This is a genomic window from Pseudomonas entomophila L48 (genome assembly GCF_000026105.1).
GTDB lineage: Bacteria > Pseudomonadota > Gammaproteobacteria > Pseudomonadales > Pseudomonadaceae > Aquipseudomonas > Aquipseudomonas entomophila.
Window position 1 is genome coordinate 3,056,337 of record NC_008027.1, and the last position, 21,908, is coordinate 3,078,244.

General features: G+C 64.4%; 20 protein-coding genes. 14 read left to right on the top strand and 6 right to left on the bottom strand.

Going from position 1 to position 21,908, the window contains the following annotated elements; translation table 11 throughout:
- The first annotated feature begins 140 nt into the window (after nt 1–140).
- The 5 genes from PSEEN_RS13450 (at nt 141) to PSEEN_RS13470 (ending at nt 3,952) form a co-directional block, all read left to right on the top strand.
- Nucleotides 141–734 (top strand): DUF1842 domain-containing protein, encoded by a 594-nt coding sequence (locus PSEEN_RS13450; protein WP_011534071.1) that lies wholly within the window; start codon nt 141–143, stop codon nt 732–734.
- A 19-nt stretch (nt 735–753) separates the two neighbouring features.
- Complete coding sequence (locus PSEEN_RS13455; RefSeq protein ID WP_011534072.1) at nt 754–1,203, top strand: DUF1842 domain-containing protein; 450 nt, start codon at nt 754–756, stop codon at nt 1,201–1,203.
- A 151-nt stretch (nt 1,204–1,354) separates the two neighbouring features.
- Nucleotides 1,355–2,272 carry an AEC family transporter gene (locus PSEEN_RS13460; protein ID WP_044488137.1) on the top strand — a complete coding sequence of 306 codons (918 nt, stop codon included), beginning with the start codon at nt 1,355–1,357 and terminating at the stop codon, nt 2,270–2,272.
- Between the two features lie 48 nt (nt 2,273–2,320).
- A complete protein-coding gene (locus PSEEN_RS13465; protein ID WP_011534074.1) occupies nt 2,321–2,932 on the top strand; it encodes a cell wall hydrolase in 612 nt (203 codons plus the stop codon).
- A 165-nt stretch (nt 2,933–3,097) separates the two neighbouring features.
- The gene (locus PSEEN_RS13470; protein WP_011534075.1) at nt 3,098–3,952 is read left to right on the top strand and encodes a CAP domain-containing protein; all 855 of its coding nucleotides are present in this window, start codon (nt 3,098–3,100) and stop codon (nt 3,950–3,952) included.
- Nucleotides 3,953–4,016: 64 nt separating this feature from the next.
- On the opposite strand, the gene PSEEN_RS13475 is transcribed toward PSEEN_RS13470, so the two are convergent.
- Complete coding sequence (locus tag PSEEN_RS13475; protein WP_011534076.1) at nt 4,017–4,982, bottom strand: GlxA family transcriptional regulator; 966 nt, start codon at nt 4,980–4,982, stop codon at nt 4,017–4,019.
- Between the two features lie 99 nt (nt 4,983–5,081).
- On the opposite strand from PSEEN_RS13475, the gene PSEEN_RS13480 reads away from it, so the two are divergent.
- Nucleotides 5,082–5,693, top strand: coding sequence for a LysE family translocator (locus PSEEN_RS13480; protein WP_011534077.1), 612 nt, complete (start codon nt 5,082–5,084; stop codon nt 5,691–5,693).
- Here PSEEN_RS13480 and PSEEN_RS13485 read toward each other — a convergent pair whose 3' ends face one another.
- Together PSEEN_RS13485 and PSEEN_RS13490 are read right to left on the bottom strand one after the other, a co-directional pair.
- Nucleotides 5,694–6,893, bottom strand: a complete 1,200-nt coding sequence (locus PSEEN_RS13485) for an MFS transporter (RefSeq protein WP_011534078.1) — start codon at nt 6,891–6,893, stop codon at nt 5,694–5,696.
- 321 nt (nt 6,894–7,214) lie between these two features.
- Nucleotides 7,215–8,120: a LysR family transcriptional regulator gene (locus tag PSEEN_RS13490; RefSeq protein WP_011534079.1), complete on the bottom strand. Its 906-nt coding sequence runs from the start codon at nt 8,118–8,120 to the stop codon at nt 7,215–7,217.
- Nucleotides 8,121–8,194: 74 nt separating this feature from the next.
- On the opposite strand from PSEEN_RS13490, the gene PSEEN_RS13495 reads away from it, so the two are divergent.
- Complete coding sequence (locus tag PSEEN_RS13495) at nt 8,195–8,524, top strand: cupin domain-containing protein (protein WP_011534080.1); 330 nt, start codon at nt 8,195–8,197, stop codon at nt 8,522–8,524.
- Here the strand turns inward: PSEEN_RS13495 and PSEEN_RS13500 are convergent.
- Nucleotides 8,512–9,882, bottom strand: a complete 1,371-nt coding sequence (locus PSEEN_RS13500) for an MATE family efflux transporter (RefSeq protein ID WP_044488139.1) — start codon at nt 9,880–9,882, stop codon at nt 8,512–8,514. The two genes, PSEEN_RS13495 and PSEEN_RS13500, sit on opposite strands and share 13 nt — an antisense overlap.
- Before the next feature lie 104 nt (nt 9,883–9,986).
- On the opposite strand from PSEEN_RS13500, the gene PSEEN_RS13505 reads away from it, so the two are divergent.
- The 3 genes from PSEEN_RS13505 (at nt 9,987) to PSEEN_RS13515 (ending at nt 15,087) form a co-directional block, all read left to right on the top strand.
- Nucleotides 9,987–10,580 carry a TetR/AcrR family transcriptional regulator gene (locus PSEEN_RS13505; RefSeq protein ID WP_011534082.1) on the top strand — a complete coding sequence of 198 codons (594 nt, stop codon included), beginning with the start codon at nt 9,987–9,989 and terminating at the stop codon, nt 10,578–10,580.
- Between the two features lie 389 nt (nt 10,581–10,969).
- Nucleotides 10,970–13,375: a glucose/quinate/shikimate family membrane-bound PQQ-dependent dehydrogenase gene (locus tag PSEEN_RS13510; RefSeq protein WP_011534083.1), complete on the top strand. Its 2,406-nt coding sequence runs from the start codon at nt 10,970–10,972 to the stop codon at nt 13,373–13,375.
- A 320-nt stretch (nt 13,376–13,695) separates the two neighbouring features.
- Nucleotides 13,696–15,087 carry an APC family permease gene (locus PSEEN_RS13515; protein ID WP_011534084.1) on the top strand — a complete coding sequence of 464 codons (1,392 nt, stop codon included), beginning with the start codon at nt 13,696–13,698 and terminating at the stop codon, nt 15,085–15,087.
- A 14-nt stretch (nt 15,088–15,101) separates the two neighbouring features.
- Here PSEEN_RS13515 and PSEEN_RS13520 read toward each other — a convergent pair whose 3' ends face one another.
- The gene (locus PSEEN_RS13520) at nt 15,102–15,854 is read right to left on the bottom strand and encodes a class I SAM-dependent methyltransferase (RefSeq protein WP_011534085.1); all 753 of its coding nucleotides are present in this window, start codon (nt 15,852–15,854) and stop codon (nt 15,102–15,104) included.
- 105 nt (nt 15,855–15,959) lie between these two features.
- Between PSEEN_RS13520 and PSEEN_RS13525 the strand changes: the two genes are divergently transcribed.
- On the top strand, nt 15,960–16,631 hold the full coding sequence (locus PSEEN_RS13525; RefSeq protein WP_011534086.1) for a class I SAM-dependent methyltransferase: 672 nt from the start codon (nt 15,960–15,962) through the stop codon (nt 16,629–16,631).
- A 58-nt stretch (nt 16,632–16,689) separates the two neighbouring features.
- Here the strand turns inward: PSEEN_RS13525 and PSEEN_RS13530 are convergent, their stop codons facing one another.
- On the bottom strand, nt 16,690–17,598 hold the full coding sequence (locus PSEEN_RS13530) for an NHL repeat-containing protein (RefSeq protein ID WP_011534087.1): 909 nt from the start codon (nt 17,596–17,598) through the stop codon (nt 16,690–16,692).
- A gap of 197 nt (nt 17,599–17,795) precedes the next feature.
- Here PSEEN_RS13530 and PSEEN_RS25855 point away from each other — a divergent pair, with 197 nt between their 5' ends.
- The 3 genes from PSEEN_RS25855 (at nt 17,796) to PSEEN_RS13540 (ending at nt 21,804) form a co-directional block, all read left to right on the top strand.
- Complete coding sequence (locus PSEEN_RS25855; RefSeq protein ID WP_158020257.1) at nt 17,796–18,854, top strand: RHS repeat domain-containing protein; 1,059 nt, start codon at nt 17,796–17,798, stop codon at nt 18,852–18,854.
- Between the two features lie 108 nt (nt 18,855–18,962).
- Nucleotides 18,963–20,696: an RHS repeat domain-containing protein gene (locus tag PSEEN_RS25860; protein ID WP_052299099.1), complete on the top strand. Its 1,734-nt coding sequence runs from the start codon at nt 18,963–18,965 to the stop codon at nt 20,694–20,696.
- 271 nt (nt 20,697–20,967) lie between these two features.
- Nucleotides 20,968–21,804 (top strand): bifunctional allantoicase/(S)-ureidoglycine aminohydrolase, encoded by an 837-nt coding sequence (locus tag PSEEN_RS13540; protein ID WP_011534088.1) that lies wholly within the window; start codon nt 20,968–20,970, stop codon nt 21,802–21,804.
- The last annotated feature ends 104 nt before the right edge of the window (nt 21,805–21,908 follow it).

A 21,908-nucleotide genomic window follows, 5' to 3' on the forward strand; every position in this document is an offset into this window, starting at 1 on the left:
CCTCTCGCACCCGTCGGCCCGTCTTCATGACGCAGCCCGACGGCCTTTCGAGCGCAAGCCAGCTCGAACTCTCTCCCCTCCTACCGCCTGCGCCAGCTGACATAACCGTTCTTCACTCATTGAATGCAATGGAGGCAATCATGTCTGAATCGCTGCTCGCACCGTCGGAAGCACTCTTCCCGGTGTCCTACCTGATCGGCAACAACCAGCCAGGTGCCCCGCGCCTGCAACTGGACCTGCTGGTCTACACGCCGGACCGCAGTGTCAACGGCCACGCGCTGATCACCCAGGCTACCAACCCTCCGCTGGAGGTGCATGAGGATGTCTGGGGTACCTTCAGCTACCAAGCCGTCCAACCGCCGAGCGAAGGCAAGATCCTGCTGACGGTGCGTGGCAACCACGGTGGTCCGCATGCCAACTCGCCGGTGCAGTTCGAACTGCAGGCGCTGCTCGACCAAGATTGGCAGAAGGGAACGGCCAGCTACCGCTACTACAACGGCCAGCGCTGGATCGAGGAGAACAACGTACCGGTCGTGCTTGAGCTGCAGCGCATCCAGGGACTGGCTGGCGTCAACCTGCAGACCGAACTGCACAACGCCACCCTCGAAGCGGTGATCGCCACTGGTGACGTGGCCCAACTCAAGCAACTGGCCAGCGGCGCCGTGGGCAAGGCCCTGGACCAGGCCCTCGCCTCGACCAAGAGCCCGGCCGCCAAAGCCGCCAAGAAAGCCTGAGCAGACAAGGAGAATCAGCATGGCCATCGGACTGTTCCATACCCGCCTGAACGTCAGCAACGGCTTGCTCGGCGCGCCGAACCTGACCCTCGACCTGCTTGTGAACACCGTGTCGAAGAAGGTCACCGGCAGGGCCACCATCATCCAGACCACCCATCCGGTGCAGGTCTTCCACGCCAACGTGTGGGGTAAATACAGCGAACTGTTGTTCGCCCCGCCCAGCAGCCACTCGATCGTCCTGCACCTGGACGGCAGCCCCAGCGGCCCGCTCAGCCAGATCGCCCAGACCTTCCACCTGCAAGGCCTGCTCGATACCGGCTGGAACAACGGCACCGCCAGCTACCGCTACTTCACCAACGGTCACTGGGTCAACCAGCACGGCCGTGTGCGCAAGGCGCCGGACATCGTCCACCAGCACCAGCCGGCAGAGCGCCTGAAGGCGGCCATCCGCCACCTCGAAAGCGCCTGATCCAGGCAGCGTGACCGTGCGGGAGCCCGTTGGCTCCCGCATCACCTTCAAACAATGCAGTTTTCCTCAACACTCCCTGCAGAAAACAACGTTTTTTCCAACCCTCGCTCCCCGCTAGGCTGTGTCCGTACCCGACCACGGACCCACGCCCATGCTTGCGCTGCTGCTGACCACACTCGTGCCGATCATCCTGCTTATTGCGCTGGGTACCTGGCTGCGGGTACGCGGCTTTCTCGCCGAAAGCTTCTGGCCCGGCGCCGAGCGCCTGAGCTACTACGTGCTGCTACCTTCGCTGTTCCTCCACGGCCTGGCTACCGCCAACCTTGATGGCGTGCCGGTGCTGGGCATGGTCGGCGTACTGATGCTGTCCACCCTGCTCGGTGCCCTGTTGCTGGTGCTCTACCAGGGGGCGGCGAGCCACGATGGCGCCGATTTCACCTCGGTGTTCCAGGGCGGCGTGCGCTTCAACAACTACATCGGCGCCACCCTGGCCGCCGGCCTCTACGGCAGCGCCGGGATCGCTCTGGCGGCGGTGGCCAACGCCGCCATCGTGCCGCTGGTCAACCTGCTCTGCGTACTGGTGTTCGCCCGTTTCAGTGCCCGCCACAGTTCCCCGGCCACGGTGCTTCGGGCGATCTTCGCCAACCCGCTGATCGTCGGCTGCGCTGGTGGCCTGCTGCTGCGGATCAGCGGCCTGGGCCTGCCCGCTGGACTGGAGCCCACGATCAAAGCACTGGGCCAGGCCGCCCTGCCCCTGGGCCTGTTGTGCGTGGGCGCGGCGTTGGGCGGTGCGCGCCTGGGCCAGCAGGCCAAGCCGCTGCTGGCCGCGTCGCTGTTCAAGTTTCTGGTGATGCCGATGACCGCCTGGGGCCTGTGTCGCCTGTTCGGGCTGGGCGGCCAGGCTGCGGTGGTAGCCGTGCTGTTCCAGGCACTGCCGACCGCCTCGTCGTCCTATGTGATGGCCCGGCAAATGGGCGGCAACGCGCCCCTGATGGCGACCATCATCGCCCTGCAGACCGTGGCGGCCGCCGTGACCCTGCCCCTGGTGCTGAGCCTGACGCTGAATTGAGCGCGCACGGCTAGACTCACAGGCACCCTACCCCGCGAGACCTCGACCATGCGCCATCTCTGGATACTGTCCGGCCTGCTCCTGGCCCTGCTCGCAGGCCCGCTCGGCGCGGCCGACAACCAGAAGGCCGCCGTCGCCGAGGACAAGGCGCACAAGCTCGAGGAAAAAGTCGTCGAGGACGCACCGCCGCCCAAGCAGCAGGAAAAGCTCAGCCCGAGCGAAGTGCAGGCGGTCGACCCGGCCGGGCAGGCCCCCATGGATGACAGCATCACTTGCCTGGCACGCACCATCTACTGGGAGGCCAAAGGCGCCGACGCCCAGGACATGAGCGCCGTGGCCAGCGTAGTGCTCAACCGCCTGGGCCACGACGGTTTCCCCGACACGATCTGCGGGGTGGTCAAGCAAGGGGTGGAGAGCAAGAGCTGCCAGTTCTCCTGGTGGTGCGACGGGCGTCCCGACCAGGTGGAAGAAGAGGAGCGCTACACGGTGGCCAAGGAAATCGCACGCAAGGCGCTCAACCAGCAACTGAAAGACCCCACCGATGGCGCACTTTACTTCCATGACCGCAACGTGAGCCCCGACTGGGCCAAGACTTACCGCAAGACCACCGAGACCACGCATTTCCTGTTCTACAAACCCAACCAGGCGCTGGCCAGGTAGCTCGGCTCTGGGAAACCTCACCCAGTGATCGCACTTTTGCCATCATCGACGGTCTATTGCCCCTTTGCCGCACTGCACAGGGCCGGGCCAAAACCCATGCGCTTGTGTAGGATGAGCAGCGCGGGCGGGCTTGCCCCCGACGCTGCCAGTCATAGGGAGATCCACATGCGCGTCCTGTCATCCGTTGCCTGCCTCTTCGGTCTGTCGCTGCTGGCCTCGACCAGTGCCCTGGCCTTCACCGGCGAGGAAGCGCAACTGATCGAGACGATCAACGTCTATCGCAGCCAGGCCCAACGCTGTGGCGGCGAAGCCTCGCTGGAGCTGCCGCCGCTCACCAGCGACACCCGCCTGGCCCTGTCGCCGGAGGGCACCCGTGACCTGCAGCAGGCCATGAGCCGCGCCGCCTACCCCATGGTCAACGTCCAGGCCATCAGTTTGTCCGGCCCACGCGATGCCCAGGCGGCAATGAGGGCCATCGAGGAAAGCTTCTGCCAGGTGGTGCTCGACCCGCAATTCGTCGATATCGGTGTCAGCCAGGAGGGACGCGACTGGCGCATCGTCCTGGCCCGGCCGCTGCTCAGTGGCCGCCTGGGCGACTGGCAGGCCGAGGGGCAGAAGTTGCTGCAGGCGATCAACGCCGCGCGCAACGTGCCACGCCAGTGCGGCGGCCAGCCGTTCCCTGCCGCCCCGGCGCTGGCCTGGAACAGCACGCTGGCTGGCGTGGCTGCCAACCACACACGCAACATGGCCAACCAGAACTTCTTCGACCATATCGACCGCGACGGCCGCACGCCGGGTGATCGCGCCGAACTGGCCGGCTACCTGTACCGGCAGATCGGCGAGAACATTGCCGCCGGGCGCGACACCGCGGGCAAGGTGGTCGATGGCTGGCTGGCCAGCCCCGGGCATTGCGCGACGCTGATGAACCCGGACTACCGCGAGCTGGGGGCGGCGTACGCGGTCGATCCGAAGAGCGATGCCGGGATCTACTGGACGGGGTTGTTCGGTACCCCACAGTAGGCGCAGATGGCATACAACCTGTAGGAGCCAGCCCTGCTGGCGAACGCAACGCGCAGCGTTGCCTTTAACACCCCCTACGCAACGCCAATGCCGTGCAACCGAACCGCCGCTTCACCCACTTGCCCAGATAACTGGCATCCCCCATCCCCACCTCGTCGGCAATCTGCGCCAGGCTGTGGCTTGAGTTGAGCAACCGCCACCGCGCCTGTTGCAAGCGCATTTCCTGCCACCAGGCCTTGGCGCTCATGCCATGACTGGCCTGGAACTGGCGGTCGAGCTGGCGCCGGCTGATGCCCAGTTGCGCCGCGAGCTGTTCAATGGACAACCGCGCCGCCAGGTGATGGCGCATCAGCGCCAGGGCCCGCTGCACCTGGCGCCCCTGCCCTGGCCCAGCCTCCAGAGAACGCAGGGCGTGACGGCTGTCACGGCTTTCGTCCACCAACATGTCCGCCAGGCCTTTCAGCGCCCTGGCCCGCCCACAGGAGCGGGCAATCAGCTCCACCGCCAGATCGATGGCTGCCGTGCCGCCGGCACAGGTGATGCGCGGCCCATCGAAGCAATACAACTGCTCGGTCAGCACCTGCACACCCGGGAAGCTGGCGCGGAACTCGGCCTCATGCCGCCAGTGCACCACGACCTTGAACCCATCCAGCAATCCACAAGCCGCGAGCAGGAAGGCGGCATTGTCGACACAGACCAGCTTCACCCCAGCCTTCACCGCACATCTGAGCAATGCCCGATACGCGGGGGCCAGCACCGCCGTTGCGGTGGCGTTGCGCCCACCGAACAACACCAGATAGTCGAACTCGCGCCACTCGACCTGTTCTGGCGTCACTTCCACCTGCAATACCGCGCCGCTGCTCGACGGCACCGGCTGCCCATCCAGCCCCAGTACGCGCCAGTGGCAGTAGCGCTGGCGGCTGTAGTCTTCGTCATCAGCGGAAAAACGCAGCTTGTCGAGGAACGCGCCCAAGGGCAGCAGCGCGAACTCAGGCAAAGGCAAGATCAGCAGGCGCAGGTCGGGGGTCATGCAGGGCGTCCAGATATCACCATGAATTGACCAGATCATACGCTGTGTCGGTATCGACCTGTTTCATACTGGCACCCTGAAAACACACAAGGCACCTCCATGGCTCTCGATACCTGGCTCATCTACCTGCTTGCCTGCATCGGCTTGTCGCTGACCCCCGGCCCCAACAGTTTGTTGGCGCTCACCCATGGCGCACTCTATGGGGCACGGCGCACGCTGTTCACGATCATCGGTGGTGGCGTCGGCTTCACAGCCCTGATCGCCCTCACCCTGTTTGGCCTGAGCGCGTTGCTGCTGGCCTCGGCATCGTTGCTGACCGTGATGAAGTGGGTGGGCGGCGCCTACCTGGTATGGCTGGGCATCCAGCTATGGCGCACGTCGGGATTGCATCTGCAACCGCTCGAAGCCAACACCCGACTGAGCAATGCCGGCTTGTTCCGCCAAGGCCTTCTGTCTGCCGTGGCCAACCCGAAAGTCCTGCTCTTCTATGGTGCCTTCCTGCCCCAGTTCATCGACCCGAACCGGGGCTTGGCGATGCAGTTCGTGGTGCTGGCGGCGACCTTTGCCTGCGTCGAATGCCTCGTCGAGTGGCTGCTGGCGCGCCTGGCGTTTCGCATCCGCCCCTGGCTGGCCAAGGGCGGCAGGGGCTTCAATCGTTGCTGTGGCAGTCTATTCGCCTTGATTGGTGTAGCGCTGCCTTTGGGGCGCTGATCAGCCCTTTCGCGATATCACCAGGAACACCAGCAGTGCCAGGGCAGGCAGCGCGGCACCCGCCAGTGCCACGCCGCTCCAGCCGAACTGCGCGTAGACACCACTGGCCACCGCCGAACCCACGGCCCCGCCCAGGAAGATGCTGGTCATGTACAGCGCGTTGAGCCGCCCACGGCTGGCCGGGTCGAGTGCGTACACTTCACGCTGGCCGATGACCATGTTCATCTGCACGGCAAAGTCCAGCAGCACACCGGTCAGCCCCAGACCGATCACGCTCATGCCCGGTGCGCTCAAGCCAATCAACAGGGCCACGGGCGCCAGCCCCATTGCCAGCAGCGAGCCGAGCCGTGCGTGCCCCGCGTCGGCCAGACGGCCTGCCATGGGGGCTGCCACCGCCCCGACCGCACCCACCAGGGCGAACAATGCGATCTGGCTCTGCGACAGACCATGCTCACCCGCCAGGGCCAGCGGCACTGCCGTCCAATACAAGCTGAACGCTCCGAACATCAGCGCCTGGTACAGGGCACGCTGGCGCAACAGCCGGTAGCGACGCAGCAACCCGATCAGGGACAGCATCAGCCCGGCATAGCTGGCCTTGTGCTCGGGCACCCGGCGCGGCAAGGTCAGCGTCAACAGCAGGATGATCACGAGCATCACCCCCGCCGCGCCGATGAACACCGCCCGCCAGCCAAAGTGGTCGGCCACCAGGCTCGACAGTGGTCGCGCTAGCAGGATACCCAGCAGCAACCCGCCCATGATGTTGCCCACGATTCGGCCGCGTTGCTGCTCCGGTGCGAGGTGGGCGGCCAGTGGGATGAGCATCTGCACCGATACCGAACTGAAACCGATCAGCAAGGCATAGCCGAGGAACAACTGGCCCTGCCCATGGCCGCTGCTGCCCGCCAGCAACAGGCTGGCGGTGGCCAGCACCGCAGTGGCGATCATCAGCCGGCGATTTTCCAGCAGGTCGGCCAACGGCACCAGCAAGAGCAGGCCCAGGGCATAGCCGAGCTGGGTCAACGACACGATCAGGCTGGCCCGCTCGGTGGACAGCCCCAGGTCCGGGGCGATCAAGCTGACGATGGGCTGGGCATAGTAGATGTTGGCGACAATGGCGCCACAGCAGAACGCCAGCAGCGTGACCAGCGCCCGGCTCAGGCCCGGGGCCGACGGCTGGGCGACAGCAAGGGAGGGATTCATGGGAGGTTGCCTCGGGAAGCATTGGGAAGTGCGTGCATGGTGCCGTGCATCGTCGTTGCAGAGAATCCGGCGCCAGCGCAACGGGCCTTTGCGCCACACGCAACGTTCTCGAAGCAGGCGTTGCGGCGCCTATGAGATCGAGCGCCGCCCGCGCGACGCATCGCGGATGAATCCGCTCCTACCTCGGTTGCAACGTGCCTATGCCGGTTTTGCTGGTACCAAGGCTGACAAACATGGCCTCTGTAGGAGCGGATTCATCCGCGATGCGTCGCGTGGGCGGCGCTCGGCCTTGAGAGCGCTACAAGGTTACTGCCAGGCCCCCTATCCTCCCCCCGCCAGCAGCGCCTCACAGAAACCGACAAAGGCCATCACCCGCCTCGACCCCCGATGATTGGGCAGGTACAGCGCGTTGATGCTGGTGCTGGCCGCCCCGGGGCTCGCCTGCCAATCGCTGAGCAGCCGCTGCAGGCGGCCGGCCTGAACATCCTCGCGCACCAGCCAGTCGGCGAGCAGGGCGACACCACTGCCGGCCATCGCCGCCTCGCGCAGCAAATCGGCATTGGCGCTGCGCAGCGGGCCGGCGACATCCAGTTCCAGCACCTGCTCGCCGCGCCTCAAGCGCCAGGGCCTGGCCGACTGCCCATAGCGAAAGCGCAGGCAAGCGCAGTCAGCCAACTGTCGGGGATGCTCCAGGGGCGGGCGCTGCGCCAGGTAGGCCGGGCTGGCCACCAGCCAGCGCTCGAAGCGCCCCAGCGGGCGGCACACCAGTTCATCGCTGGGCGCCGGCTCCCCCAAGCGAATGGTCATGTCGTAGCGGCCATCGAGCAGGTCGTCGAAGCGGTCGCTGAGGTCGATGTCCAGCTCCATCCCTGGGTGACGTGCCAGGAATGCGCCCAGGTGCGGTGCGATCACTCGCCTGCCGAACTCCACCGGCAGGCACAGGCGCAGCACGCCAACCGGTTCCTCGCCGCGGTCGGCCACGCGGGCATCGGCCTCGGCCAGCGCCTCGAGGATGTCCCGTGCACGCTGGTAGTAACCGGCACCCGCCTCGGTCAGGCTAACCTGGCGCGTCGAACGATTGAGCAGGGCAGCGCCCAGTTCGTTCTCCAGCGCGTCGACCAGACGAGTCACCGAGGAAGTCGCCACCCCAAGCTTGCGCGCGGCGGCGGAAAACCCCAGGGCCTCGACCGTGGCCATGAACACCTTGATCGCCAGCAGCTTGTCCATTGCGATTATCCCTGGGGCAAAACCCGGAACCTTCCTACAATCACCGACGGTAATCAACCACGCACGAGACCACCATGCCCGACAATCTGTTCACCGCCCTGCCCGCCCTCGACCCACAGGCTGCCGAGCAGTTCGACGACCTGCTGCGCCGCCCTGGCCTGCGCATCGAGCGTATTGTCTCCAGCGGCCAGGCCAGCCCGCCGGACTTCTGGTACGACCAGGACGAAGGCGAGTGGGTCGTTGTGCTCAGCGGCAGCGCCGGGCTGCGGCTGGAGCACGAAGCCGAGCCCCGCGTGCTGCGCCCCGGCGATCACCTGGACATCCCCCCCAACTGCCGCCACCGGGTGGAATGGACCGAGGCCGGCGTGACCACGGTGTGGCTGGCGGTGTTCTACGACGCCTGAACCAACGCCTGCCCAGCCGGCCGGGCCTGCAGCCAGTAGAAGCGCCAGGGCAGCAGCAATGCCGCCACGGCCAGACCACAGGCAAAACCCACCCACACACCGACCGCGCCCAGCGCGGAATGGAACGCCAGCCAGTAACTCAACGGCAGCGCCAGCAGCCAGTAACTGACCATGGTCACGCCCACCGGCCAGCGATAGTCCTGCAAACCACGCAAGGCACCCAGCGCAGTGGACTGCAAGCCATCGGCCACCTGCATCGCCGCCACCACCACGAACATCGGCACTGCGATGGCGATGACCTGCGGGTCGTCACTCATGGCCTCGGCTATCCGGCGACCGAACACGGCCAGCAGCACCGTGGCAACGACCATCCAGGCGGTCACGCTGATGAAGGTGGCGCTGCCGATGGCACGCACCCGGGCCTGCTCGCCACGTCCGTGGGCCTGGCTGATGCGGATGCTCACCGCCGCAGCCATGCCCAGCGGCAGCATGTACAGCAGCGCGCCGATCGACTGCACCACCTGGTTGGCCGCCAATGCCGCATTACCCAGCCAACCCAGCATCCAGGCGGCGATCACCACCGCGCCGGCTTCGGCCAGGTAACCCAGGCCCAACGGCCATCCTTCGCCCAGCAGTGTCCGCCAATGCAGAGGTTGCCCGCGAGCAGCCTGGCGATAGCGCGCCAACGACGGCGCCAGGCGCCAGTAGGCAAGGGCCAGCAGCACGGCCAGCGACTCGGCGATCACCCCGGCGATGCCAGCGCCCACCAGCCCCAGCGCGGGCAGGCCGAAATGACCGTGGATCAGGCCGTAGCTCAACGGGATGTTGAACAGCACCGCGCTCATCACCAGCAGCACCGCCACCCATGGGCGGCCAATGGCCTCCAGCACATCCTTGAACACCACCGCCAGGCAGTATGGGATCAGGAACACCGCCATCGCTTGCCAGTACGGGGTCAGCAGCGCCGCATCCGGCAACGGCACGCCCAGCCATTGCAGTACCGGCAGGCTGGCGAGCATTGCCAGGCAGCCGAGCACACCGACCAGCAGCCCATAGCCCAGGCCGGCGCGCAAGGTACGCGCCACGGCGCCCGGATCGTCGGCACCAAAGGCCAGGCCGGCACGCACGCTAAGCGTGGCGAGCATCCCATAGAGCCCGGCATGGAAGATCAATCCAGCACTGGCGGTCAGCGACACACATGCCAGCACCAAAGTGCCGAGCGATGCCAGCAGCACGGTGTCGGTCAGGCTGATCAACTCGGCAGCCGACAGGCCCAAGACCAGCGGTAAAGCCAGGCGCAACAGCCCCGGCAACTCACTCAGCCAGGCGCTCTTCGGGCGCAGAACAGAAGCAGTCACGGTGAAAACCTCCAATTTACATACGCAGCGTATGCTAATGCCATTTATTGACATACGCAACGTATGCTAATTTGCACCACATCGCCTTTCACCTGGAGCTTCCCATGCCTGCCCCCCGTCGCAGCCGCGCCGCCATGAGCGCCGAGACCACCGAGCGGCTGATTGCCGTGGCACGCCGTCAGTTCAGCGAGAAAGGCTTCGCCGCCGTGGTCATGGACGACCTGTGCGCCGAGGCCGATCTCACCCGTGGCGCCCTGCATCACCACTTCGGCGGCAAGGCCGGGCTGTTTACCGCCGTGGTGCAGAGCCTGCTGGAAAACATCAATCAGTTGCTGGATGAGCGCTACGCCACCCATGACGACCCGTGGGAGGGCTATATCGACACCTGCCTGTACTACTACGACCTGCTCCACGACCAAGCCTTGCGCCGCATCCTCCTGCAGGACGCACCCGCAGTGTTGGGCGCGCGGTTGCGCGAACTCGAGGAAGCCAGCTACATCGGGCCCATGGCCCAGGGGCTGGTGGAGTTGCAGGAAGCCGGCAGGTTGCGCTCGTTCGACGCGGTGGCCATGGCCCATCTGATCAATGGCGCGATGGGCGACAGTGGCATGTGGGTAATCGCCCAGCAGGATCCGCAGGCGGCCGCGGAACGGGTGAAAGCAGCGTTGCGCTGTTTGCTGGAGGGGTTGCAGGCTTGAAATGCCTAGGCTGGCAACCATGGCCTGACAGGTGCGGCACGGTTACCCCGCCTCACCCTGTAGGAGCGGATTTATCCGCGATGTGCCGCGGGAGCGGCACTCGGCCTTGACAGCGCAGCAAGACCTCCATCCAGCATCTGCCCGTCTGCGTGCAATCATGGGCCTGGCCCTTGCCGCCCAGAGCAGCCTCTTCCTGCTCGACAAGAGATGACGAAGGCTTCAGGCACATGCCAAGAAGATTGGCAGTGCCTGCAATACCGAGCGCCGTCCGCGCGGCGCATCGCGGATGAATCCGCTCCTACAGATCAGTGAACGTAAAATGTACTAACTTGTTAATTAGCTTGCTAAGGGCATACACTGCGCCGCATTCCACCTGCGAGATCCCTGGCATGAAAGACACACCGCGCGCATCAAGCGCCTCAACCCTGATCCTGGTCGGCCTGGGCGTGGTCATCGCCCTGCTCGGCCTCCTACTGGCGGCCGGCGGTGTCAAGCTGGCCGGCCTCGGCGGCTCCTGGTACTTCCTCGTTGGCGGCTTGGCGATGGCCGTCGCCGGCCTGCTCATCGCCCGGCGCAAGCCGGCCGGCGCCTGGCTGTACGCTGTGTTTCTCGCCGGCACGGCCCTGTGGGCGGTGATCGACGCTGGCCTGGTTTTCTGGCCGCTGTTCTCTCGCCTGTTCATGTTCGCCGCGATCGGCTTGGTGGTGGCGCTGGCCTACCCGCAACTGGTGCGGCGCAAGGCCCGTGGCGCCTATGGCGTGGCCGGCGTGCTGGCCGCGCTGCTGGCGGTCGCCGCCGGCAACATGTTCGTCGCGCACCCCAGCGTTGCCCCCAACGGCAAAGGCCCGGGCCTGACCCCGGTCGAGGCCGGTCATCAGCAAAAAGACTGGGCTCACTATGGCAACACCGAGGGTGGCAGCCGCTTCGCCGCGCTGGACCAGATCAACCGCGGCAACGTCGACAAGCTCAAGGTGGCCTGGACCTACCACACCGGCGACGTGGCCATCAGCGATGGCAATGGCGCGGAAGACCAGCTCACCCCACTGCAGGTCGGCGACAAGGTGTTCATCTGCACCCCGCACAACAATCTGATCGCCCTCGATACCGACACCGGCAAGGAACTGTGGAAGCACACGATCAACGCCCAGTCCAAGGTCTGGCAGCGCTGCCGTGGCATGGCCTACTTCGACGCCACCGCGCCAATCGCCCAACCGACCCAGCCGAACAGCTCACCGATCACCGTGGCCAGCGTTCCAGCCGGCGCAAACTGCCAGCGCCGCCTGCTGACCAACACCATCGACGGCCGCCTGATTGCCGTAGACGCCGATACCGGCGCGTTCTGCCAGGGCTTCGGCAACAACGGCCAGGTCGACCTCAAGGCGGGCCTGGGCGAGGTGCCCGATTCGTACTACCAACTGTCCTCGGCGCCGCTGATGGCAGGCACCACCGTGGTGGTCGGCGGTCGCGTGGCGGATAACGTACAGACCGACATGCCGGGTGGCGTGATCCGTGGCTTCGACGTGGTCACCGGTGCAATGCGCTGGGCCTTCGATCCGGGCAACCCACAGGACCGCAACGCCCCGGCCGAAGGCAGGAGCTACGTGCGCAGCACCCCCAACAGCTGGGCGCCCATGTCCTACGACCCGACGATGAACACCCTGTTCCTACCGATGGGTTCCTCTTCCACCGACATCTACGGTGCCGAACGCAGCCAGCTGGACCACACCTATGGCGCCTCGGTGCTGGCCCTGGACGCCACCACTGGCAATGAAAAATGGGTGTACCAGACGGTGCACAACGACCTGTGGGACTTCGATCTGCCCATGCAGCCAAGCCTGATCGACTTCACCCGAGACGACGGCAAGACCGTGCCCGCCGTGGTGATCGGCACCAAGGCCGGACAGCTCTACGTACTCGACCGCGCCACCGGCAAGCCGCTGACGCAAGTCGATGAAGTGCCGGTCAAACCCGGCAACATTCCCAACGAGCCGTATTCCCCGACCCAGCCCAAATCCGTCGGTATGCCGCAGATCGGCGCACAAACGCTGACCGAGTCGGACATGTGGGGCGCCACCCCCTACGACCAGTTGCTGTGCCGCATCGACTTCAAGAAGATGCGCTACGACGGCCTCTACACCGCGCCCGGCACCGACCTGTCGCTGAGCTTTCCGGGCTCGCTGGGTGGCATGAACTGGGGCAGCATTTCCACCGACCCGGTGCACGGCTTCATTTTCGTCAACGACATGCGCCTGGGCCTGTGGATCCAGATGATCCCGTCGCAGAACCAGGGCTCGGCGGCCTCCGGTGGCGAGGCGCTGAACACCGGCATGGGCGAGGTGCCGCTCAAAGGCACCCCTTACGCCGTGAACAAGAACCGCTTCCTCTCGGTGGCCGGCATCCCTTGCCAGGCACCGCCGTTCGGCACGCTGACCGCCATCGACATGAACACCCGGCAGATCGCCTGGCAGGTGCCGGTCGGTACCGTCGAGGACACCGGCCCACTGGGGATCCGCATGCACCTGCCGATCAAGATCGGCCTGCCGACGCTGGGCGGCACCCTGTCGACCCAAGGCGGCCTGGTGTTCATTGCCGGTACCCAGGACTTCTACCTACGCGCCTACGACAGCGGCAACGGCAACGAAATCTGGAAGGCCCGCCTGCCGGTCGGCAGCCAGGGTGGCCCGATGACCTATGTGTCGCCCAAGTCCGGCAAGCAGTACGTGGTGGTCACCGCTGGCGGCGCGCGCCAGTCGACCGACCGTGGCGACTATGTGATGGCCTACGCATTGCCATAGACCGCATCGCCCCCGTTCGCCGGCAAGCCGGCTCCTACGCTCCAAGGTAGGAGCCGGCTTGCCGGCGAACCACTTCCAAAGCCATCCGCATGCTCCAGGACTTCCCGCAATGCCCCGTTCAATTCGACCTGGCAAAGCGCTATGGTCTGGACAACGGCAATGCGCTGGTAGCGGGGCTGCAGGTCAAGGCCACCTTCTGGCTCCTACAGTGCTGTGCCAGCTTTTTGCTCTGCACCGACCACATTTTTACTAATTTCCCCACCCCGGCCCCTGTTCCACTATCTGGCGCAACTACAACAACAACGAGCGGGGAAACTCTCATGAGTGCAAGTGCATCCGTGCCTGCCAGCGTGCAGCACGATCAAGCCGGTTTTCGCCGGGTCCTGGGGCTGGGATCGCTACTGGCGGTGGCGGTCGGCCTGGTGGTATCGCAAGGGGTGATGGTGATGATGCTCCAGGGCGTCGGCGCCGCCGGCCTGGGCTTCATCGTGCCATTGGGGCTGGCTTATTTACTGGCCCTGAGCTACGCCTGCTCGTTCTCCGAACTGGCCCTGCTGGTGCCACGCGCCGGCAGCCTGTCGAGCTACACCGAGGTCGCCCTCGGACACTTCCCGGCCATCCTCGCCACCTTTTCCGGCTACGTGGTGGTGGCGATGTTCGCCCTCTCGGCCGAACTGCTACTGCTGGACCTCATCATCGGCAAGGTCTACCCCGGCGTTTTCCCTCCGTACAGCGTGGCATTCGGCGTACTGGCCGTGTTCACCCTGCTCAACCTCATGGGCATCGACATCTTCGCCAAGTTGCAGAGCGCCATGGCGGTGGTAATGGTCGTGGTGCTGCTGATCCTCGGCATCGCCGCAATCAGTGAAGGCCATGCCGAGGGCGCCACCACCACGCTGCTGCAAGGTGACTGGAACCCCATGGGCGCGGGCGTGCTGGCCTTGACCGCCATGGCCGTGTGGGGGTTCGTCGGCGCCGAGTTCGTTTGCTCACTGGTGGAAGAAACCCGCAAGCCCGAGCGCAATATCCCGCGTTCGATGATGATCGGCCTGACCGTGATCTTCGCCACCATCGGCCTGTACGGCCTGGGTGCCCTGTTCCTGATACCACGCGAGGCACTGGGCAGCGATGCGCTGCCGCATTACCTGTTCGCCACCACCGTGTTCGGCAAGACCGGCGAAGTGTTCCTGGTGATCGCCGCGGTGACCGCCACCTGCAGCACCCTGAATACCTCCCTGGCCGCCATCCCGAGGATGCTCTACGGCATGGCCTGCAATGGCCAGGCATTCCCGCAGTTCAAACGGCTCAGCCCGCGTGCGCGCACACCGTGGGTGGCGGTGCTGTTCGTCGCGGCGATCACCGGCCTGCCTATCCTGCTGATGGGCCAGGACGCCGCGGCGATCAACCTGTTGCTGCTGTCGGCTGCCCTGGCCTGGTTGCTGGCCTACATCATCGTCCATCTGGATGTGATCGCCCTGCGCCATCGCTACCCGCACCTGACGCGCCCGTTCCGTACACCGTTCTATCCGCTGCCGCAGTTGTTCGGTATCGGCGGCATGCTGTATGCGATCTGGAACGCCTCGCCCAGCCCGGACATGAGCCTGAAGATCTTCGGCACGGCGGGCGTGGTACTGGCGGTGGTGTCGTTGATTGCGGTGGTGTGGATCAAGGTGGTGATGAAAAAGCCGCTGCTGCGGCCTGAACCGCTGTAAAGCGGGCGTGGCGTTCAGCGCTTGCGCCCGATCACGCCGAACGCCACGTCACCGATGTAGATGGCCGCTGTCGCCTGGCGCTCGGCGTCCAGGCGGGCCTGCAAGGTCTCTATGCCGACCTGCCTCGCCGTCGCCACGCCCAGGGCGACGATCCTTGGCAGGCAGGCACGGACGATATCGCCCAAGGCGTAGGGCTGACCGGGTGCCTGTACCAGCAGCTCGGCACGCAGATCCTCGACGGCAAGCCCCGCTTCACTGAAGAGGCGCTGCAGGTTGAAACCGATGTGCAGGTCCGCCCCTTCGAGCGCGATCATTCGCTGCAGCCATTGTTGAGCCTTGCGGTGCAGCGGAAACGGTTCGAGGCAGGCCGGCGCCAGCGTTGCATCGTGCTCCTGGAATACCATCACCCCGCCTGGCAACAGGTGTCGGGCCAGCGCGCGCAAGGCCTTTACCCCATCCGCCTGGTACATCAGTACCCGACGACCAACGATGGCGTCGAACAACCCGAGGCTATCCGGCAGCGCGTACAGGTCACACGGGATGAACATCGGTGCCGCAGCCCCTGCGGGCGCTTCGCGCTGACCTGCGCACGCGAGCGCCCTGGCCTGCTGGTCGACCCCGACCACCGCACCATCACGCCCCACCAACCTGGCCAGCAACCAGGTCACATCGCCTTTGCCGCAGCCCACATCGAGCACCCGCATGCCCGGGCCGATCTCGGCATCGAGCAGCAGCCGGGTGGTGAAATCCGTTGTCGAAAGTGCCATGCGCCGCTCCCTCGCGAAGGAGCGCCAGTGTGCCGAGCAAAGGCTCACAGGCACAAGGGCGAATCTGCTCTATCCTCAACCCACCCCAGCCTGGCGGACCTGACCATGACCACACCCGACAACACCCTGCTACCCAGCTGGCGGCACAATGCACCCGCTTGGATCGAAGCCGTGCGCTCCGGCACCATCGAGTCACGCCGGCAGGTCACCGACCAGGCAATCCTCGTTGCGCTGCTCGCACGCCTGCCGGACCGTGTCCTCGACCTGGGCTGTGGCGAAGGCTGGCTACTGCGGGCACTGGCTGCTCGCGAGGTGCAAGCTGTCGGGGTGGATGGTGAAGCGACACTCGTCGACGCCGCACGGGCGGCGGGCTCGCCAAGCGTTTACCTGGCCAGCTACGCGCAATTGGCTGCAGGCGAAGTGGACATTGGCCGCGACTATGACCTGGTCTGCGCCAACTTCGCCCTGTTGCAGCAAGACATCATTCCCCTGCTCACGGCGCTGCGTGGCTTGCTCAAGCCCGGTGGCAGCCTGCTGATCCAGACCCTTCACCCCTGGACCGTGGCGGGCGGCGATTATCAGGATGGCTGGCGGGAGGAGTCATTCACCGGTCTTGCCGGTGAATGGCGACCGATGCCCTGGTATTTCCGCACGCTGTCCAGCTGGCTGAAGGCGCTGGAAATGGCAGGGTTCAGCCTGGTCGAGCTGCAAGAGCCCCAGCATCCTCAAAGCCCAATGCCACAGTCCCTGCTACTGGTGGCGCAGCGCCTGTCTTGAGCGCACTGCATTCCCCTGTAGGAGCCAGCCTTGCTGGCGAACCACTCCACCGCCGAACTCAGGCCTCAGGCTCACCCTTGCCGCTTTCAACCTCGGCCGTGCTTTGCAAAATGGATGGACTCAACCGCAACACACGATCACGACCGCCCTCGGCCAGCAGGTAACCGCCATGCCCGTCGGGAACGATGGCCTGGGGCGCCTTCAGGTAGCTCAACACCACATGCCGCAAACCATCGCCATCAATGCGCAACAGCCGGGCACGATGGGTGGAGTCCTCGCTGATCCACAGGCCTCTCTGGTCGCAGAGCAGGAAGGTGGGGTTGCGCAGCCCCTCGACCACCACCGGGTCATTACCGTCGGCGCTGAGCGCACGGATCTTGCCGGTGGCCTTCTCGGTGTACAGCAGACGCCCGTCGGCGCAACGCGTCAGGCCTTCGGTCTCGGTCAGGCCGGCGCGCAGCACCTCCAACTGACCGCTGCGCCAGTCATAGCGCATCAGCCGCCCGTCACCCTTACGGTCCTCGATGGCGTACAGGTGATCGCCATCGTTGAACAAGCCCTGAACATTGTTGCCCTCGAACAGCGTCGAGACCTGGCCATTGCGCGACAGGCTGACCGGCGCCCCGCCCACTTCCTGGCTGAACGCCCAGCCGCCATCGACCGCCACCATGCCATCTGGCTTGGACAAGCCTTCTAGAACCACCGCACGCTCACCCGTGGCGCTGATCTGGAGGACGCTGCCCTTGCCGCTATTGAGTTCACGGCTGACCAGCAGGCTGCCGTCGGCCTGGAGCAACAACGAGGCAGCGCGCGTCACCGAGTTGTGCAGCACCTGCACCTCCCAGCCGTTGGCTGCCTGTACCGGGTAGAAGTTCTGCCAGGCGAAGAAGCCCAAGGTACTGGCCACCAGGCCAGCCGTGGTGGCCAGGGCCAGGCGGACAGCTCGCCCGCGCAGGATTTGCGTCATCGAGTCGGCTCCTTGGAAGAGCTCGTGATCCTAGCAAGGTGATGTGAAAAATTTGTCGAAGAGGCCGGTGGTCATGACCCGGAATTAGAGGACGGCCTTGTTCGCCGGCAAGCCGGCTCCTACAGGTGCATATTCCGGTCTCGGCTAACCTTTAGCAGCATGTCGACATGCTCTGCGGCATGATCAAGGAGACTAGGATGAAAACCTCAAATCACTCACTGCACCACGGAACGCCGACGGTGGCGGTCCGCGACAACCGCGGCCTGGCCGTGCGCCAGATTGTCTACCACCGCCACCCGGGTACACCCGATGACATCGACGAGCGCATCACCCGGCACCGGTTCGATGCCTTCGGCCATCCCGTCGATAGCATCGACCCTCGGCTGCACGTCCCCAACTTCACCTATCAGTTGTCAATGACCGGTGAAACGCTGCGCACCGACAGTGTCGACGCTGGTCGCAGCATCGCACTGAACGACATTGCCGGGCGCCCACTGATGCACCTCAGCGCCAATGATGTCGCTCGCTATCACCACTACGAACCGGCCCCACTCGCGGGGCGGCCGTTGCGTGTCACCGAGGGCATGCCAGGAGAGACACCCCGCATCGCCGAACGCTTCGTCTGGGCCGATAACAACCAGGCCAGCAAGGACCATAAACTGGCGGGTCTGCCTGTCCGTAATTACGACACCGCCGGCCGTCTTAGGACCGACAGCGTCGCACTTACCGGCCTGCCGCTGTCCTCTACCCGCCAACTGCTCGCCGCCGACGGCGAAGCCGACTGGCAAGGGGCGGACGAGGCGGCATGGGAGCGCCTGCTGGCGCCGCAAACCTACACCACCCTCGCCCGCGTCGACGCCACCGGCACGCTGCTCGAACAGACCGACGCACACGGGCACCAGCAACACCTGGTCCACGATGTCGCCGGACAACTGGCCAGCAGCTGGCTGACCATCAAGGACGGCAAAAAGCAGGTCATCCTCAGCTCCGTCGAATACTCCGCTGCCGGCCAGAAGCTGCGCGAGGAACATGGCAACGGCGTGGTCACCACCTTTACCTACGAACCCCGCACCCAACGCCTCCTGCACATCCTGGTCGTACGGCCAACCGATGGAAAACGCCTGCAAGACCTGCGCTACGCCTACGACCCGGTGGGCAATGTGATTCACCTGCACAACGACGCCGAAGCGACACGTTTCTACCGCAACCAGAAGGTCGTCCCCGAGCACCACTACACCTACGACACCCTCTACTAACTGGTCAGCGCCACCGGCCGTGAACTGCTCGACATCGCCAAGCAACACCAGAAAAACCGCCCGCCCACCCTCCCGCCCCCCTCCACCGACGGTACCCTCGTCAATTATGTGCGCCACTACTGCTATGACCGTGGCGGTAACCTGACCCACCTCAAGCACAACCCACAAGACCCGCCCAACGCCTACACGATCGAGCTGACGGTGTCCGACCGCAGTAATCGCGCCGTGGACAAGAACGTGACGGAAGACCCCGCGCAGGTCGACACCTACTTCGACGCCGCCGGCAATCAACGCCAGTTGCAGACGAACCAGCAATTGCAGTGGACCAGCCGGGGCGAGTTGGCGCGAGCCGTGCAGATGCCCCGTGACAGTTTGGCGGACGACGAGGAGATCTACCGCTACGACGCCAGCGGCCAGCGAGTGACCAAACACCGCTCGGACCTGGCCTCCGGGACCGTGCGCCGCAACCACGTGCTCTACCTGCCGGGGCTGGAGTTGCGCACCCAGTACAACGATGCGACCGTGGAATCGTTGCGGCACGAAATCATCGTCGGCGCAGCCGGCAGCGCCCAGGTGCGGTTGCTGCATTGGGAAACCGGCCTCCCCCCTGGCATGGCCAACGACACGATCCGCTACAGCTACACCGACCTGATCGGCAGCGTCGCTCTGGAGTTGGGTAAAGACGCGGCGATCATCAGCCAGGAAGAGTACTACCCCTACGGCGAAACGGCGGTGTGGCTGCCGGACAACAGCGTGGAGGCGCAGTACAAGACCGTGCGCTATTCCGGCAAGGAGCGGGATGTGACGGGGCTGTATTACTACGGGTATCGCTATTACCAACCGTGGCTAGGGCGCTGGTTGAGTGCCGACTCGGCGGGAACAGTGGATGGGCTCAACCTGTATCGGATGGTCAAGAACAACCCGACATCATTCAAGGACATGCTTGGGCTCAACCTGGAGGACGCCAACGCCACGGAGAATTCGTCACCGCCTACCCATTTTGAAACCCTACTAAACAGCGCAAAGGGCAAACTCAACGAACAAGTACAAAATCTAAGAATAAAATTATTCAAAGGCCAACTTGAAGGCCTCGGAAAGATACCGGAAATAGCTGAAAGCATAAGCAAACAGATGCATAGCTTTACCCAATCAAAAGCCATGCATATCGCCCTCGAGACCGGGGCAAACTTTGCCTCAGGCTCAGCCAATAGCCTTATAACGATTGCAGCCCCACCCGCTACAAAGTCCTTGGCGAAAAAGGTTGGTGTCGGACTTATAGATGCGCTTACAGACCCTCAACCGATAAGCCCGGACTATGACTTGTTATCAAAAGTCAAGGATGCTTCAGCCAACATAAAAAGAGAGATTATTTCCAAAGTCAAGGACACGATTACAAGCAAGCTACAAGACGTCACCGAAAGCGCTGCCAAGGCAGCCCTAGAAGAAATAATCGGCTTGGATTTAGAGTCTGTCTCGCTTGTCAGCTTATCAAAGTCTTTAGGAAGCGCATACAGCGCCATGAATCTTTCAAGGAGAGAATACCTTGACTTAGTTGATAGCAGCGCAGAAAAAACCATACACTACCTGACAGAATTACACCAAGAGCTCTACGACACCTTCAAAAAACTTGCAAAACCAATAGTCGATATTGAGGGGACATGGCAAGTCGTGGCCCCGAATAATTCTGATGCCACGCCGAGCCTTGGTATTATATCGCCAGACTCCAAAGGCAAGGAGGCCATCTTCCTCGATGACATTGAAAAACCAATCAATAACGGCCTGCGCATTACCAACCTTCTTAGAAAGCGGGTCAGTGACCATCGTAATCACATAAAAAAGTAAGGCGCCTGCGAGCATTCGCCGCGTATCGATCGGCAAGGTGAAACAGGCGAGGCTGCACGACGTTCCGACGCATCGGGCAGCCGACCCTGCTTTCAACTTCGCCTGCACAGCCAGGCGCGGGAACCAGAAATTCAAAAATCGAATGCCGAGCATTTCAACATTTAATTTGTGGATGCCATCAACAGGCTCTTATGCTGTCCACGCATCCCCTGCACGCACCGGCCGGTGTGGAAAAAGGCACGGGGAGAGAACAACAAAGTCGAGACCGTTCATGTCGAAACCTTCCTACTTCGCCCCCCACGGTGGGCACCCGGCTCAGACCGAGCTGCTGACTGACCGTGCCATGTTCACCGAAGCCTATGCCGTCATCCCCAAGGGTGTGATGCGTGACATCGTCACCAGCCACCTGCCGTTCTGGGACAAGATGCGCATGTGGGTCATCGCCCGCCCGCTGACCGGCTTCGCCGAGACCTTCTCCCAGTACATCGTCGAAGTCGCCCCCGAAGGCGGCAGCGAACGCCCTGAGCTGGACCCGAACGCCGAAGCCGTGCTGTTCGTGGTCGAAGGCCAGATCGACATCACCGTCGAAGGCAAGCACCACACCCTGGTACCCGGCGGCTACGCTTTCCTGGCGCCAGGCGCCGACTGGAGCCTGCGCAACAACAGCAAGGCCAACGTCACCTTCCACTGGCTGCGCAAGCACTACCAGAAAGTCGAAGGCTTGCCGGTGCCTGAGTCGTTCGTCACCCACCGTGACAACGCCACCGTCATCGAGATGCCGGGTACCGAAGGCCGCTGGGTCACCACCCGCTTCGTCGACATGGCCGACATGCGCCACGACATGCACGTCAACATCGTGACTTTCCAGCCGGGTGGCGTGATCCCGTTCGCCGAAACCCACGTCATGGAACACGGCCTGTACGTGCTGGAAGGCAAGGCGGTGTATCGTCTGAACCAGGACTGGGTCGAGGTCGAGGCCGGTGACTTCATGTGGCTGCGCGCCTTCTGCCCGCAAGCCTGCTACTCCGGTGGCCCGGGCCCGTTCAGCTACCTGCTGTACAAGGACGTCAACCGCCACGTGCACCTGACCCTGAACCCGCAACGCTGACCGCTCTTCGCCGGCAAGCCGTCTCCCCGTGGGAGCCGGCTTGCCGGCGAACCTCTCCCCGTGGCAACCCATCCGTTTGCCGCGCATACTTGCCACTCTTCCCC